This is a genomic window from Mycobacterium sp. smrl_JER01, from assembly GCF_048513595.2.
Taxonomy (GTDB): domain Bacteria; phylum Actinomycetota; class Actinomycetes; order Mycobacteriales; family Mycobacteriaceae; genus Mycobacterium.
In genome coordinates this window covers 1,599,650-1,615,586 of record NZ_JBLXXK020000001.1, presented here as the reverse complement: position 1 = coordinate 1,615,586, position 15,937 = coordinate 1,599,650, and the positions used below count along the sequence as shown (strand labels likewise).

At 70.1% G+C, this 15,937-nt stretch carries 11 protein-coding genes; 3 read left to right on the top strand and 8 right to left on the bottom strand.

The window, feature by feature from the left end:
• Positions 1-310 precede the first annotated feature (310 nt).
• Entirely contained in the window at positions 311-2,899 is a 2,589-nt protein-coding gene (locus ACNUDN_RS07665; protein ID WP_419121391.1) for a glycosyl hydrolase family 28-related protein, read from the top strand.
• A gap of 4 nt (positions 2,900-2,903) precedes the next feature.
• On the opposite strand, the gene ACNUDN_RS07660 is transcribed toward ACNUDN_RS07665, so the two are convergent.
• From ACNUDN_RS07660 to ACNUDN_RS07645, 4 genes are all read right to left on the bottom strand, one after another.
• A complete protein-coding gene (locus ACNUDN_RS07660; RefSeq protein WP_419121390.1) occupies positions 2,904-4,292 on the bottom strand; it encodes an NAD(P)/FAD-dependent oxidoreductase in 1,389 nt (462 codons plus the stop codon).
• 3 nt (positions 4,293-4,295) lie between these two features.
• Complete coding sequence (locus ACNUDN_RS07655; RefSeq protein WP_419121389.1) at positions 4,296-4,961, bottom strand: undecaprenyl diphosphate synthase family protein; 666 nt, start codon at positions 4,959-4,961, stop codon at positions 4,296-4,298.
• Between the two features lie 61 nt (positions 4,962-5,022).
• On the bottom strand, positions 5,023-6,561 hold the full coding sequence (locus ACNUDN_RS07650) for a sugar transferase (protein WP_419121388.1): 1,539 nt from the start codon (positions 6,559-6,561) through the stop codon (positions 5,023-5,025).
• A gap of 144 nt (positions 6,562-6,705) precedes the next feature.
• A complete protein-coding gene (locus ACNUDN_RS07645; protein ID WP_419121387.1) occupies positions 6,706-7,425 on the bottom strand; it encodes a GAF domain-containing protein in 720 nt (239 codons plus the stop codon).
• Between the two features lie 133 nt (positions 7,426-7,558).
• Here ACNUDN_RS07645 and ACNUDN_RS07640 point away from each other — a divergent pair, with 133 nt between their 5' ends.
• Positions 7,559-8,674: a glycosyltransferase family 4 protein gene (locus ACNUDN_RS07640; RefSeq protein WP_419121386.1), complete on the top strand. Its 1,116-nt coding sequence runs from the start codon at positions 7,559-7,561 to the stop codon at positions 8,672-8,674.
• An 18-nt stretch (positions 8,675-8,692) separates the two neighbouring features.
• On the opposite strand, the gene ACNUDN_RS07635 is transcribed toward ACNUDN_RS07640, so the two are convergent.
• The 4 genes from ACNUDN_RS07635 to ACNUDN_RS07620 are packed head-to-tail and all read right to left on the bottom strand — an operon-like array spanning position 8,693 to position 13,512.
• Entirely contained in the window at positions 8,693-10,006 is a 1,314-nt protein-coding gene (locus ACNUDN_RS07635) for an O-antigen polymerase (protein ID WP_419121385.1), read from the bottom strand.
• Entirely contained in the window at positions 10,003-11,172 is a 1,170-nt protein-coding gene (locus ACNUDN_RS07630) for a hypothetical protein (protein WP_419121384.1), read from the bottom strand. Before ACNUDN_RS07630 ends, ACNUDN_RS07635 begins: the two co-directional genes overlap by 4 nt.
• Positions 11,165-12,310: a glycosyltransferase gene (locus ACNUDN_RS07625; RefSeq protein ID WP_419121383.1), complete on the bottom strand. Its 1,146-nt coding sequence runs from the start codon at positions 12,308-12,310 to the stop codon at positions 11,165-11,167. The genes ACNUDN_RS07630 and ACNUDN_RS07625 overlap by 8 nt, the downstream gene beginning before the upstream one ends.
• On the bottom strand, positions 12,307-13,512 hold the full coding sequence (locus ACNUDN_RS07620; protein WP_419121382.1) for a YveK family protein: 1,206 nt from the start codon (positions 13,510-13,512) through the stop codon (positions 12,307-12,309). Before ACNUDN_RS07620 ends, ACNUDN_RS07625 begins: the two co-directional genes overlap by 4 nt.
• Positions 13,513-13,893: 381 nt before the next feature.
• On the opposite strand from ACNUDN_RS07620, the gene ACNUDN_RS07615 reads away from it, so the two are divergent.
• Entirely contained in the window at positions 13,894-15,927 is a 2,034-nt protein-coding gene (locus ACNUDN_RS07615) for a hypothetical protein (protein ID WP_419121381.1), read from the top strand.
• Positions 15,928-15,937 lie beyond the last annotated feature (10 nt).

The window sequence follows — 15,937 nt, the reverse complement described above, 5'->3', positions numbered from 1 at the left end:
TGGCCATGAGCGCTCGACGCATCAGCATTACCGGGCCGGCTCGGATTGTGCGCTGTGCGACTGTCCGCGGTATCGGCCGGCGCTGGGGCGTTGGCTGACCAGCCTGTTCCGCAGTTAGCCGGCAAATGCGGCACGGCCGGGCCCGCGGCCCGGTGGGCGCCGTTGCGGCCGGGCGCGGGCATCCGGCAAACCCGTCGGTGACGCTTCGGTGACAACCCCTCGGCGCCAAGGCCTTTCGCCGCTGTCCAGGCGGGCCGGCGGGGTGATTCATGCCATACTCACGCGAGCGACAACTGAACGGGGGTCCGCGATGGACAGGCAGCTATGCCGCGTGTGCGGGGTGGTCATCGCGGCGGGGATCGGGTTGGCTCTCACCGGCCACGGCGTGGCGGCCGCCGACCCCGCCGGTGCGTCGGAGACCGCGGCGGCCGGCGGGTCGGTATCGACGGGTCCCGATTCGCGGTCGACGGGCCCTGAGTCAGACGGCCCTGAGTCGGAGGGCCCTGAACCCGCCGACTCCGGGTCGACCGACACCGAACCCGAGGACACCGACACCGACACCGAGTCCGAGGACACCGAGCCCGCCGAACCGGCGGACCCGGACCCGACAGAGCACGAGCCGACGGAGCACGGGCATGCGGGCCCAGACGCAGGCGCCGACGCAGGCGCCGACGCCGACGCCGACGCCGACAAGGAAACCGGTACCGAAGGCAAACCGGATGCCAACCCGGACGCCGACCTTGGGGGCCGCGACCATGGCTCCCCCACCAACCTGACCTCCGATACGGACACCGCCACAGCCGAACCCACCGACGCCGAACCCACCGACGCCGAACCCACCGACGCCGTGTCAGGGTCGGCCGGCCAGACACCAGTTGCCGCAGCGGTACCCACCGCCGTCGCGCCGATCGCCGCCGCGGCAATCACCACCCCGGTCAGCTTCGTCGGGAAGTTCCTGCACGCGCTCAGGGGCGGCGACCAGAGCCGCGGGTCGGGTTCACCGTTCCTGGCGGCCTTGCTGGCGTGGGCGCGGCGCCTGGACGCCGGGGCGCCGAGTTCGGGGAAGGGCGCGACCATGCTGTCGCACACCAGCTCCCAGAGCGGGGCCACGGTGAACGTCCGCGATTACGGCGCGGTCGGTGACGGTGTCGCCGACGATTCGGCCGCCATCAAGGCCGCCGAGGCGGCGCTGACCTCCGGCGGTCGGCTGTACTTCCCGGAGGGCGATTACCGGTTCGCGCAGCAGAATCCGGCCGGCAACGCCGCGGTGCTGCTCAAGGGACTGTCCAACGTCACGGTGGAGTTCGCGCCGGGTGCCCGGCTGCTGATGGACAACCTCGCCGCCAACGGGCACGGCACCAGCCACGGTCTGCGGGTCGAGGGTGCCGCTTCGCATGTGACGATCCTCAACGCGACGATCGAGTGGGTCACCCGGCCCTCGGATCGCAGCTTCGGCGACGGCATCTCGGTGCTGGGCTGGCCCTCGGATTCACCTCCGCCACCGCAGTGGACCGGGTCGACCGGCAAGGTCGAGTTCGTCTCGATCGTCAACGCCCGCATCGTCAATGCCCCGCAGACCGGCGCGGTGTTGATGGGCGCCTCCGATGTGACGGTGACGAACATGACGGCGGTCGGAACCCTGGCCGACGGGCTGCATGTCAACGCGAGCCGACGGGTCACCGTCACCGGCTTGACCGCGCAGGACACCGGGGACGACGGTTTGGCGTTCGTCACCTACCATCACGACACCCAGCCGTGGACGTACGGTCCCGGCGACGGCCCGTTCAACCAGAGCGGCCTCGGTGAGTGGAACAACGGCGGCTCGGTCGCCACCGACGTCACCGTGACCGGTGGGCGCGCCAACGGGTTCCGCGTTCAGGGTGGCTACGACATCACCATCAGCGATGTCACCATCTCCGGTAAAGAGTTCGGCTTCCACGTCAACTCCGCCAAGGCGCTCGGCCCCGGCGACTGGACCAGCCTGGCCTCGCGCGACATCCGGATCTCCGATGTCACCATCGACAACGTCCAGACCGGTGTGGTGTTGGCCACCAACAACATCGACGGCACCGACGACCCGAAGTGGTGGGATTTCTCCGGTGTGGTGATCAGTGACATCGAGATCCGCAATGCGCAGAACTGGTCGGTGGCGGTGGAGACCCCGCCGACGGTGACCAGTGCGCTCGCCGGTATCACGCTGCGAAACATCGACGCCGAGACCGGGGTGGACGCCGACGGACCGAATGTCGGCGGTAACGGCGGCATCCTGTTGGCGTCGCTGCGGGATTCGGTGATCGAGAACGTGCGACTGGTCTCCGCGCACGCCGCCGACATCAACCTGTTCGGTGCGGGCCAGATCCGCAACCAGCTCGACGTCGACGCGTTGCCGTCGTCGAACCTGACGGTGGACGGACTGACGCTGGTCGGGCCGGGCCGGATCCTGATCCAGGACATCGCCGGTGTGCAGTTCGGCGCGGTGTCCTCCTCGGGCGCCGACAGCGCCGCGGTGGTGCTGTTCCGGGTCGGGGACGCCTCGTTCGGCACCATCACCGCAGACCTGCCGGGCCGCGGCTCCGGTGCGGGCTATGGGGTGCGCCTGCTGCAGGTTGTCGACGTCGACATCGACGACATCGTGGTGACGATGGACGACCATCTCGGAAGTAGTTGGTGGGCGGTCGAGTTCGGGGGCGGCAATCCGCAGGAGGGCATCGCGGGCCGCAATGTTCACGTCGGGCAGGTCACCTACACCAGCGAGCGCGACGCCACCGGGTCGGATGTGGTGGTCCAGGGCGGACCGTACGGGCCGGTGAACTGGTCCATCGACGTGACGTGGCGCCATTCCGGTGAGCCGACTCCGCAGTGGCGTTCGGCGACCTACGGCGACGTCGGCCCCGTGTAGGGTTTCAGCTCCGCAGCACGCCGCTCTCGTGGTAGGCGGTGTCGGTGTTGACCTGCCACGGGTCGACGTTCTCACCGAAGCAGCGTGCGACGCTGCGCATCGCGCTGAGCATGGCGTGGTCCTGGTTGTCGTAGTGGTGCATTCCGTTGCGCCCCATCGGGTACAGCGACGGATAGTGCTGCCGTAGATAGTCCCGGATGCGCACCACGCTGCGGTCGCGGACCGGATCGTAGATCGGGTAGGCGAATTGCGATCGCACGATCATCACCCGCTGCAGGTCGGCCGCGCCGACGCCGAGGGTCTGCAGATCCGCGGTGACGAGGTCGGTCAGGTGCTCGTCGTCGGCGTCCCACAGGTGGCCGCCGGGGGCGATGAAGTACTCGAAGCCCAGGAACGTGCCGTCGAAGCCGGCCGGGCTGAGCCGGTCCGACCAGCGCCGGTAGTTCTGGATCCGCCCGGCGTGGAAGTCGTTGCCGGGGGTATAGATCCAGTTGAACGGGATGTCGTGGTGAGCGCCGACGGCGACGGCGACGGTGATCAGCGACCGGTGCCGCAGCGCGGCGGCGACCGCCCGGATGTGCCGCGGCGGGGCGGGGTGCAGGGCCTCGATGAGCAGCCGCAGCGGCATGCTGGAGAACACCGCATCCCCGGTGGTGGTGCTGCCGTCGGCGAACGTGGCCGTCCAGGTTCGACCGTCGTAGCCGAGGGCGTGCACCGGGGTATTCAGCGTCGGGGCGGCACCGCGCGCGGACAGCGCCGCCGCCGCGGCCTCCCACAGCTGTCCGGGTCCGTAGCGCGGGTAGCGGAAGACGTCCTGGGTGGCCGGGTCGTGGCGCAGCCGCCAGCCGATCGGCTTGATGCGCTGGTTGGCCCAATCGCTGGTCAGCTCTTCGGGTTCGGCGAGCCAGGTCTTGCGGACGTAGCCGTCGAAGAAGGTCTCGTACCAGTGCCTGCCGAATTCACGCACGCCCCACTGGCGGAAGTTCTCGACGCGGTCGTTGGTGCGGAGGTTGCGCCGCAGCCGCGACCACGTCAGGCTGCTCAGGCCGCGCAGACCGCGTCGGTAGCCCATCTGGGTCAACAGGTCTCGGCCGATCAGCGGGTAGCGGACGTAGTGACCGTCGACCAGCATCGCCGAGCGCCGGCCGACGGCCAGCCATTCGTCATGCGGCAGCAGGGATTTCCACAGATCGTGGATGTCTTCGTTGCGGGTGAAGAACCGGTGCCCACCCGGGTCGACGCGCCAGTCCCCGTCGGTGGGGGTGCGCGCCAGACCGCCGACCTGCGGGGACGCTTCGAACACCCGCGGTGTCACTCCCCGCCGCACCAGTTCCAGCGCGGCGGTGAGGCCGGCCGGGCCGGCGCCGATGATCAGCGGGTCGCGGGTGGCCATGGTTCAGCGTCCGCGTCGCTGCGGGAAGTCCCGGTAGCGCTCGACGAGGTCGTCGATGTGCCGGTCGGTGAGCTCGTTGAGCGGGGTGTCGAGGAAGACCAGCTGGGCGTATTGGCTTTGCAGCGGCAGGAATCCGCTCAGTAGCGGCTCGGCGGTGGTCCGGATGACGAGGTCGACCTCGTCGATCTCGAAGGCGGCGGCGATGTCGCGGCCGTCGCGCTGGGCGCGCCGGTGGGCGGCGCGCAGTTCGTCGGCGGCGTCGTAGGCGGCCAGGACGTTGATGTGGAAGCCCTCGCCGGTCATGGCTGCTTCGGCGGCGGCCGCGGCGGCGGCGAACTCGGCCGGCAGGGCGCCGCGGTCACCGTGGACGCGCACCGCGCACCCGGCGGGATCGAAGTGGGCCGGGATCAGCGCGGTGAGGAAATGCAGCGACGCGGCGTACACGGCGTCCAGTTCGTGGGTGGGGCGTCCCAGATTGGCGCGGCTCAGGTTGTAGACCGTGACGGTGTGGACCTGGTTACGCTGCAATGCCAGCAGGATCTCGACGACCTTCTCCGCGCCGCGTCGATAGGCATCGAACAGCGTGACGTTGTTGGCTTGGGCCCAGCGTCGAAGCCCGTCGGGTATCAACCCCACATGCGCCGGCTTCATGGCGACCACAACCCCCACCTGGCGAGCACCCCGGCCGTCAATGTAGCCCATCGCTGTGGCACGGGACCGCGAAACCGGCTCAGTCCTCGCCGGGCCGCAGCACTGCCAGCACGGTCATCACCAGGATCTTGAAGTCCAGCCGCACCGACCAGTTCTCGATGTAGTAATTGTCGAACTCGGCGCGGTCGGCGATCGAGGTCTGTCCGCGCAGTCCGTGCACCTGGGCCCAGCCGGTCATGCCGGCCTTGACCCGGTGGCGTTCGCCGTAGCGGCGGATCTGGATGTCGAACAGGTCGACGAACTCGGGCCGCTCGGGGCGCGGTCCGACCAGGCTCATGTCGCCGCGCAGCACGTTGACCAGTTGGGGCAGCTCGTCCAGTGAGGTCTTGCGCATGATCTTGCCGATCCAGGTGCGCCGGTCTTCGCCCTCCACCCCGCCGGGGGCGGCGCCGTCCTTCAACGCGAACGCGGCGGCCGACGGGTCCGCCGGACGCATGCTGCGGAACTTCAGGCACTGGAAGACCTTGCCGTCGCGGCCGATCCGGTCCTGCCCGAAGAAGATCGGCCCTGGGGAGCTGAGTTTGACCAGCAGCGCCAGGGTCAGGAACACCGGCGAGATGAGTAGCAGCCCCAGTGCGGCCATCACCCGGTCGGAGGCGTGTTTGACCGCGAAGTGCCAGCCTTTGGGGTCGGTGTGGTGGAGCACCATCACCGGGATCCCGCCGAGATGCTCGATGAAGGAGCCCACGCTGACGGCGTCCATCACCCGGGGCACCACCCGCACCTGCAACCCGAGCGACTGGGCGGTCTTGACCGCCCGGGTCAGCTGCTCGTCGGGAACCTGGCTCGGCGCGACGAGCAGTTCTTCGGCGCCGGTGGCACGCACGGCGAGGTCGACGCTGTCGGGGGTACCGAAGTAGGGCACGTCGATCAGTTCGGCGTCGGTGGGCCGGTGGGTGTCGAGCACCCCCACGGGGCGTAGACCGTAGTCGGCCACCTGCCGCATCCGGACGATGAGCTGGTGGGCGATCGGGCCGGACCCGATCACCAGAACCGGTGCCGTGGTGTGGTACTTGCGCCGGTAGTGCCGCTGGATCATGTTGCGCAGCAACCGAAGCAGCGGTACCAGGACCGCGGCGAACAACCAGATCTTGACCATCAGCTCACTGGGGCGCACGTACTGACCGGCCGGCTCGTTGGCGGCCAGCGGCGGCACCAGCATGATCACGATCGCCATCGTCACCAGGGTGGCCACCGCGACCGAGGTCTCCATCGGCTCGAAGTCGTCGAAGAAGCTGCGGCTCAGGTTGCGCCGGTACAACAGCCGCGACGCCAAGAGGATCAGTAACAGCGGCACGAAGATCCACGAGTAGAGCGCGATGTTGCGTGCCGTCACGTCACCGGCGACCGACCACTGGCCCAGCAGTACCGCGCCGGACGCGGCGATGATGTCGATGACGATGGTCAGGATCGAGAACCATGGGTCGGTGCGCAGTCGTTGCGCCCAGCCGGGCAGCTCGGACGGGTCGTGCCGGATCCGCGCGGGCGTCTCGTCGGGGCGTGGTTCGGCGTTCCTGCGATTGCCTGTGTCGACGTCGGCTGCCAGGCCTGGTTGCATGTGTTCTGTCCCCCGAGACGCTTCCTCCGGGAACAACTTTAGGTGTGCTGCGCCGCGCACGCGCCCATTTTGGCAGCATGGCGTACGGCGTTGCCAGCGGAGCGGGCACAGCAACGCCTCCCGACGTTGCTGGCAGCGGTGATGTCAGCGCTGTGTGCCGGCCTCCGGGCCGAACGCCCGCTCGGCGACGATCTGCGCCAGGTCGGTCATGATCTGCAGGTGGCCGGTGCCCCACAGCCTGGGCTTGTTGTCGAAGACGCACAGGGTCCCGATGGCATTTCCGCTCCGGTCGGCCAGCGGAATGCCCAGGTAGGCGACGACCGCACCGGCCTGGACCACCGGGTGATTCTTGAACACCGGGTCGGTGCGCGCATCCTCCAGAACCAGCGGCGCACCGTTTGCCACAGCGTACTGGCACACCGACTCCTCCAGCGGTGTTTGCCTTTCCTCGGCAGCCAGACCCGTCATTCCTGAGGTGCTCTTGAAAAATTGCCGATCGGTGTCGATCAAAGACACCGCGGCGTACGGCGCGTCCAACGCGTCGGCCGCCGCGCGGGTGATCCGGTCATAACCCTCCTCGGGCGGCGAGTCCAGCAGCCCGGTGCTGTAGAGCGCGCGCAGCCGTGCGGGATCGTGCACCGCGGCCGACACGTCCGGCATCGCGTCGGAGGCGAAGACGCCGGCCTCGGCCAGCCGGGTCAGCACGTCTTTGGTGGCGGGGTCGTCGGCGCGCATCAGGTCGGCCACCATCTGCGCCCCAACCGCGCGGGCGACGTAGGCGCCGACGTCGTCACCGGCGGCCCGCGCGCACTGGTCGAGCATGCGGTGAAGGGTTTCATCGAACCCTGGCACTGGCGCGGTCACACCGCGAACGCTATCGGACCGGCCGATGTTTCACAGATGAACGCGTGACGCATATGAACGGCAGCGTCAACCTGTCGGGGACGGCGATCCGCCACGTAGCCTGGAGCGCACCGCAGAGGATCAGGGAGGGCCTGTGGTCGACCTGTTGTTCGACGCTCGGCACATACGCCAGAGCGGCATCGGCACCCACATCCGCACCCAGCTTCCGCACCTGGAACAGGCCACCGCCGAGCACGGTATGTCACTGGCGGTGCTCGCCGATCCGGACACCGTGCCCGAGGTGCGCGCCGGCACCCGGGTGCTGACGGCTGCTCCGGCGTCGGCGCCGATGTATTCGGCTGCCGAACAACAGGTCTGGCGGCGGGCGTTCGATGCCGCCCGCCCGCGTGCGGTGTGGCTGCCGCACTACCCGTATCCGTTGGCCCGGCTGCTGCTTCGGCATCGCGCGATGTTGACCTATGTGACGGTGCACGACACCATCCATTTGCTGCCGGAGAGTATCAGCGGTCAGAGCCGGGTCCGCCGGTTGTACGCGCGGGTGATGCTGGGCGCCGACGCGCGATGGTGCCGTCGGATCTTCACCCCCTCGGAGGCGACCGCGGCAACCCTGACCGGGATCGAACGCTCGGCACGGATCCTGGTCACTCCGATTCCGGTGGACGAGATCTGGTTCGAACCCACCGATCCGGGCCTGTCCCCGGTGACCGGCCCTTATGTGTTGTATGTGGGAAACACCAAGCGGCACAAGAATCTTCCGCTGGTGTTGGAGGCGTTCTCCAGGCTGGAGGGTGCCGATGTCCCGACGTTGGTGATCGCCGGTGGCGGTGCGTCGCTGCGCACCGCCGATGACCGGGTGCGCCGCCTCGCCGACGCGATGGGTGAGCGTGTGGTGGTGTTGGGGCAGCTGGATTTCGCGGTGTTGCGGGCGCTGGTTGCCTCGGCGCAGCTGTTGGTGATGCCGTCCCTCTACGAGGGGGCGGGGTTGCCACCGCTAGAGGCGATGGCGTCGGGCACCGCGGTGGTGGCCTCGGACATCCCGGCGGTGCGCGAGACGTGCGGTGACGGCGCGGAGTTCTTCGATCCCTACGACGCCGACGCGCTGGCACGGCTGATCGGCACTTACTGCACCGACGAGGCGGCGCGCGCCGAGCTGGCCCGGCGGGGCCGCGACCATGTGCTGGCCCGCCAGCAGCAGATCCGCCCCACCGCGGCGGCCGACGCGATCTGCGCGGACCTCGCGGCCGGCTGAGCACGGACGCAGGTGTGCTCAGCCGCCGCGCGGGCGCAGCCGGGCGGCCAGCACGGCACCGGCCGCGGTGAGCAGCAGCAGGAAGATCACGATGCCGTAGATCAGGATCTGCACCCGCCACACCTCCAGGAAGCAGTACCCGATCACCCCGGCCGACGCGGCGATGACGGGGCTGAAGCTGAACATTCGCGCGAACGCATAGCCGGCGACGCCGTAGGCCAGGATGGTGTAGAGCCAACCCCAGGCACCGTATTCGGCGTAGGTGTCGGCGAACACCGAGTTGGTGAAGAAGTTCCCGGCGAAGGACATCGAATAGCCGTACACCGAGGCTTGTTTCCAGCTGTCGTCCTTGGCGACCTTGTTGAATTGCAGGAAGGTCGGTTGCACGGCGGCCAGCGATTCGGTGGCGTCGCTGCGTTTCTCCCAGGCGCCGCGGCCCACCGCGTCGGCGACGCCGAGCGAAACCTGCGCCGGGACAGCCAGATACGCCCCGGACTGGTAGAAGTTCATCGCGACCGGGTTGCTCACCCCGGCTTCGCGGTAGTAGTTGGCGTTGCGCACATAGTTGAGCATGGTGAGCACGCTGAACCCGGTGACCAGGATGACCGCGACCGCGATCAGTGTGCGGGTTGGTGATCCGGTGCCGGGTTCGCGGGGTTCGCGTCCGCGCACCCAGACCGCCGCGTACACCGCGCACGCCATCAGCAGCGACAGCCGGGACGCGATCATCGCGTTGGCGATCAGCAGCAGCACCCCGGCGAGCATGTAGGGCCAGCCGATCACCTTCTTGCGCCACAGGTACACGCCCAGCGGGGCGGCCAGGATGGTGGCGTAGCGCAGGGTCTGCGGTCCGGCGAACCCGGACAGCGCGTTGCTGAAATCGTTGGCGGTCTGCGCGCTCAGCGATTCCACGATCGCGCCGAGGCCGCCGACCTTGCCGAAGGAGTAGAGCACCCCGACGGCACCGGCGGCCAGGATGACGAAGAAGTACCGCCGCTCGAACCAGGCGCTGTTGGTGCGGTCGGTTCCGGTCAGCGGCCGGGACCGGTGGATGCCCCACCAGTAGCCGACCATCGACACCATCACGATCGCGGAGTACCACAGCATCAGCAGCCCCAGGCCGCGGGCGCTGACGGGGGCGGGCGCGGCGAACCCGGTCAGCGCCTCGGCCATGTTCTGCGACGATCCGAGCTGGTGGCTCGCGACCAGACCGAACCAGGACAGGAACGACAGCAGCACCGGCGCCAGCAGCAGCGTGGCCGGGGTGAACCAGGCCGGCGCCCGTGACGAGGTGGTGGCGTGGCGCACGTCCGGGGTGTCGGTGAGCGTCATCGGCGGAACCGTTCCCGCATCCGCTGCGCGCCGAAGGCCGCGGCGTAGTCGGGGGCGCCTCGCACCGCGGCGGAGTGGTAGACCACGGCGGTGATCGCCTCGGCGGCGACGAATGCGGCGAAGATCGCGGCGGTGGACTGCCACGCCAGCAGCACGCCGACACTGATGACCAGATAGATCAGGGTGCTGGCGCCGCGAATCCAGAACACCAGCACCGTCTTTCCGGCTTTGCGCAGCGCGGCGAACGGCACCGTGGAGATCAGCATGGCGGCTTTCCACAGCGCGGCCAGCAGCAGGGCGGCCACCCCGACCCCGTCCCAGGCCGGGCCGAAGATCAGCGCACCGAGGCCGCCGAATGCGGCGGCCAGCACGACGGTCATCCCGACGGCGAACACCGCGACGAACGAGACGAGTTCACCGCGGTGGCCGTGCGCGAGCAGCCGGTACCGGCCGTAGGCCAGGATGGGTTCCACCGCGCCGGCGACGGTGGAGATGACGCGGAAGGTCACCGATGCGGCGGGCCCGACGATGACCAGCAGCAGCGAGGTGATCGCCGGTTGCACGGCGCCGACCACCGCGGTCTCGGCGGTGACCCAGCCGGAGCGCCGCACGTCGGGCGGAAAGCCCATGTTCGGCATGGTTTTTCGGGGTTGGTAGCGGACCAGGACGGCGAGGAAGGCGCCGGCGGCGAGCACCCGCACGCTGTACGGGTGCTGCTGGGTGGCCAGCCAGAGCGCGATCCCGCTGGCCACGATCAGCAGTGTCGCGCCGAACCCTTCGCGCTGCCAGGCGCCGGTGACGACTCCGACCGAACGCGACATCAGCAGCCCGGTCATCACCCCGGTGCAGCTGGCCAGCAGCACCGGCGACGACGCGACGGCCGGCCCGAGGATCAGCAGCCCGGCCGCGGCGAGGCTGACCAGCACCACCCATCCGGGCAGTCCGGGGTCGCCGTCGGCGTCGGGGGTGGCCAGCCGGCCCTCGACGACGAACGCGTTGACAAGTTGGGCGAGGTAGACGCCGACCGCCAGGGACAGCGCGAGGAAACCCTGGGTTTCGATGGGGGCGATCCGGGCGTAGATCGCGATGAAGATCGCCGGGAAGACGTTGAGCGCCAGGCCGGCCGTCACCTGGACGGCGGTGTGCAGGTGCCTGCGGTCAGCCATCTCGGCGGGTCGCCAGCGTCTGCGCGACCACGCCGGCCATGGCGGCGCGGAAGGTCTGCGGCGAGAACTGTTCGGCGTGCCGCCGGATCCGGTTCGGGTCGTAGGCGGCGGTGTCGAATGTCGCGAACGCGTCGGCGAAGCCGGCGATCACCTCGGCGTTGTCGGTCCCGGCGTCGTCGGTCCCGGCGTCGTCGGGGGTGACGAACCGGCCGGTGACACCCTCGACGACACTGTCGAGGGCCCCTCCGACACCGAGCGCGATCACCGGGGTGCCACAGGCCATCGCTTCGACGGGGGTGATGCCGAAGTCTTCTTCGCCGGGCATGACCATGGCGCGGGCCCGCCGGTAGAGCCGGCGGAATTCGTCGTCGGAGACGCGCCCCAGGAAGGTGACGTCGCCGTCCTGGGCGAGCTTGCGGCATTTGGCGGCGTCGCGGCCGTCGCCGGCGACCACCAGTTTCACCCCGGCCGCCACCGCGGCGCGGATCGCGATGTCGGGGCGCTTGTAGTAGACCAGCCGCCCGGGCAGCAGGAAGTAATCCTCCCGCGTCTCGGCCGGGTCCGGGGTGTAGAACGCGACGTTGACCGGCGGGTGCACCACCTGGGCTTCGCGGTTCCAGTGGTTGCGGATGCGCTGGGCCACCGCGGTGCTGTTGGCCACCACGGTGGTGATCTTGGGTGCGGCGGCCAGTTCGGTGCGGATCGCCAACCGGGACAGCGCGGCCAGGGCGAGCTGTCCGGGCAGCGACGACGCCTCCTCGGCCCGCATGGCTTTGTCCCACGCCCACCGCGCCGGGGAGTGCACGTAGACGACGGTCGGCGGCGGCCCGGCGGCGTGTACGGCGGCGGCCGCGGAGAAGTGGTGGCTGATGATCACCGCGTCGGCGGCGCCGAAGTCGCGGCGCCGGAACCAGGCCGGCGCCAGCGGCAGCAGCGGCGCGTAGCTACGGTAGCCGGCCTTCCGGTAGGCCGTCGACAGCGGCCCGGTACGCACCTGGGCTCCGAACGACGCGCTGACCCGGGGGTCGACGATGGGGATGTGGATCGGTGCGTCCGGCCACTGTCGGGACAGTTCGGCGACGACGTTCTCCGAGCCGGCGATCTCGGTGAGCCGCTCGTGCACGATCGCGATGTTCATCGTGCGCTCTCCGCGGCGCGGCGCCGCGCCGGTCGTCGGGCCGGCTGCCGGCGCTGGGTGAACACCGCGGCGGTCGGTGCGGCGGTGGCGGCGGCCAGCGCGCGCAGCATCAGCACCTGTGCGGTGGTGTCGCCTTCGATGCGGGCCACCAGCACCAGGGCGGTGGCGTCGCCGAGCGCCTCGGGGGTCAGGGTGGGGTCACCGACGGCGCCGCCGGCCACGATGCGGGTGCCGTCCGGTGCCGCGACGGAGTCCAGCAGCCGGGCCACCTCGGCCGCCCCGGAGGACGGTGACGCGCCGACGACGAGGATTACCCGGTCGGTGCCGGTGCCCGGGCACTGGGCGTACAGCGTGCGGGCCAGCCGGGCCTGCTCCTCACCCCACGCGTCCCGCGGCGGCAGGTCCACGTCGACGGTGGGCAGCAGCACGCTGTCGACACCCGCGGTGAGGTTTTTCACCACCGACCCGTGACCGGAGCGGCGCCGCCGGGCCAGCAGCAGCGCCACCGCGCCCGCGCCGCCGACCAGTGCGCCGAGGATCGCGCCGATGAGCCACTGCTGGGAGCTGGGATGGTTCGGGGTGGGCGGCTGCACCACCAGCAACGAACCGGCCTCGGCGGCCTGCAGTTCCACGCTGTCGCGTACCCGCTGGATGTCTTGCACGCGCGCCGGTTCGGCGGCGCTGGCGCGCTGCCATTCGGCCAGCCGGGGCAGGATGGTCCGCAGCTCGGCGTCGACGCGCTGCTCGAGTTCGTTGCGGTACAGGTCGATCGCGGTCTGCACGGTGCGGATGGCGTCCTCGCGTGAGGAGCTGCTGTAGCTGATCGTGACCACCGGGGACTCGTTGGCCTGCGCGACGTTGAGTTCGGCGGGTTCGTCCATGGCCATCTTGCGGGCCACGGCCTGGCTGAAGCCGTCCCCGGTGAGGTAGGCGATCTCGCCGGCGACGAAGGTGGCGGTGTTGTCCTGGTTGTCGGGGGTGATCTGGCTGGCCCCGCCCGCGATGGCGGTGAGGTCGGCCGGGTTCTTCAGCCGCACAAACGCGGTCGCGGTGGTGTCGGATCCCAGCGCGCCGAAGACCAGTCCGCCGAGTAGCGCACCGGCGCAGAGCCCGATCAGGCCACCGACGAGCAGTTTGGCCATCATCAGCCGCGTTTCCAGCGCGGAGATCTGCGCGATCGTGGACGCGGGCACTTTCGACACGTGGTCAGACAACTCTGAGGCGCTCCGTCCGTGAACCTGCTGCGATCCACCATGGTAGAGAGACGCGGGCGATTTGCCGGCCAGACACCCGATTTTGTGCCGGGCGCCGGCAGACCCGGACGCCGCCCTCCGCCTTGCCCGGTTCGAAACGTGTCGCTGCCATGCGATTTCAGCAAAGGTGTGGTTGCCCGCCCCGGCTGGGATGCTGCGGCCAGTACGGCATGCGGGTTTGCGATCGAACCGTTGCGACAGTGGCCAGGCGCTGCGCCGACCGGGCGTTGCAGCGCGGCGCGTTCCGCACCGCGGTAGCTGGTTTGCCGGTATCGTCCGACGCCGGGGGATGACCTTGGTGAAGCCTACTCACTGGAAACCGGAGCGGCAGTGTCTGTTGTGTTCGTTGGTGCCCGCGACGCCGGCCGGGAGGGGTTCCCGATGAGCGCGGGGACGCCGCGATCAGACAAGCGCGGCAACGCCATTGGGCGAGTGGCCGGCGCGCTGGTGTCGGTGCTGCTGGTGGTGACGGTGGCCGGCCCGGGCGCCGCGCACGCCGACCCGTTGAACACCGAACCCGGGGCGGGCGCCGAGGTCGCGCTGTCGTGGCGGGCACTCGGGCTGCCCGGCGAGGTCACGTTGGTCGGCGCCAACACCAATCAGGACTTCACGGTTCCGGTGCAGTCCGGGTTCAGTCCGCAGCGGCTGCGCGGACTGATCCACGCCCCGGTGGATTTCGCCGCCGGGTTCGTCGAGATCACCGACAGTGGGGGTACCCTGCTGGCGACGGTGGACCTGCCGCAGGTGACCCCCGGGCAGGCGGTGGTGCCGTTCGACGTCGACATCGCCGCGGCGCAGGTCCGCGATGATGCGCTCGGATTGTCTTTCACCGTGCGGGAACCCGTGCGCGCCCCCGAGCTGCGCTGCGGGCTCGGGGAGCAGGTGATGCTCAGCGATCTGAGCGCGGTGTTCGCCGGGGCCGAGCCCGCCCCCACCACGATCGCGTCGTTCTTTCCCGCGGTGTTGCAGCGGGTGACCCTTTACGCGCCGATCGACGCCGACGACGCCGAACAGCAGGCGGTGCTGACGCTGACCTCGGCGCTGGCCCGGATGTACCGGCCGCAGACGCCGCAGATCGACGTGGTCAGCCAGCCGCGGGGCGCCACTCCCCCGGCGGCGGCGCAGTTTACCCGTGCGATCGTGGTCGAAAACGGTGACGCCGGAATCGAAGTCGTCAACCCTGACCGGGCTGATGTGTTCCTGAGGGTGACCGGCCGCGGTGATCAGCTCACCGATCAGGCCTCGCTGGTGGTCAACCGGTTGCAGTCGCTGGCGCAGGTGCCCGACGCCCGGGTGGAGCAGGCCGGCTCGGCCGCCGCGGCCGACGCCGATGAGATGACGTTCGGAGAGTTGGGTATCAGCGGGGAACGCGAGGTGCTGCGCACCGCCGATCTGACTGTCGGGGTGGACCGTTCGGCGCTCGGCGGGCGCGTGCAGGGTGTGCAGGTGCATCTGCTGGCGACGCACACCCCGGTGGCGGATCTGGATTCGGCCAGTGTGGTGATCGGGGTGAACGGTCAGGCGGTGCACAGCGCACCCCTGGACGGCAGTGGCCGGCTGGACACCACGTTCGAGGTGCCGGGCGAGTTGCTCAGGCAGCGCATCAATGTCGAGTTCGGTTTGGCGTTCAGTCCGCGCCAGCTGTGCAGCCCGACGATCGCGCCGGTGACGTTCCAGCTCGATCCGTCCTCGACGCTGACGATGCGCCGTGGCGGCCCGGCGCCGGGCGGGTTCGGCGCGGTGCCGTCGGAGTTCAGCCCGGAGTTCCTGGTCGCGCTCGATGGCGGCAGCCCGAATCAGCTCGACTACGCGGCCGCGGTGGTGGCCGATATCGCGCAGCGCACCGGCACGGCGCTGCAGCCCCGCATCGTCGATGTCAAGGCGGCCGCCGACGCCCGCACCGGGGCGCTGATTGTGGCGAATTCCGCGGCGATCGGGTTGACGTCGGTGCGCCCGCCGATCGGCGGGGACGGTGCGGCGGTCCAGGTGGATCTGAGCAGTCAGCTGCGCGCCGACATCACCGGCGGGCTGGGGTCGATCCAGGTGTTCGCCGACGCGCCGCGCGACCGGACCGTGGTGCTGGTGACCACCACCGGGGCGTGGTCGCTGGTGGAGCCGCTGTTGGGTTACATCGACGGGCTGCCCGACGGCTGGTCCAGCCTGGACGGCAACCTGTTGGCCGCCGGCGCGGCCGGCGACGTCACCAACCTGACGGTGTCCGGCGGCGAGACCGTCGCCGCCTCCCCCGCCGCCGAGCCCGCCAACTGGCCGGTCTGGGCGGCGGTGGCCGCGGGCCTGGTCGTGGTGGCGCTCGGGTTGAGCGTCGGGCTGCGCTGGATGCGGCGACGCGGGAGCGCGCAGTAGGTCGCGCGAA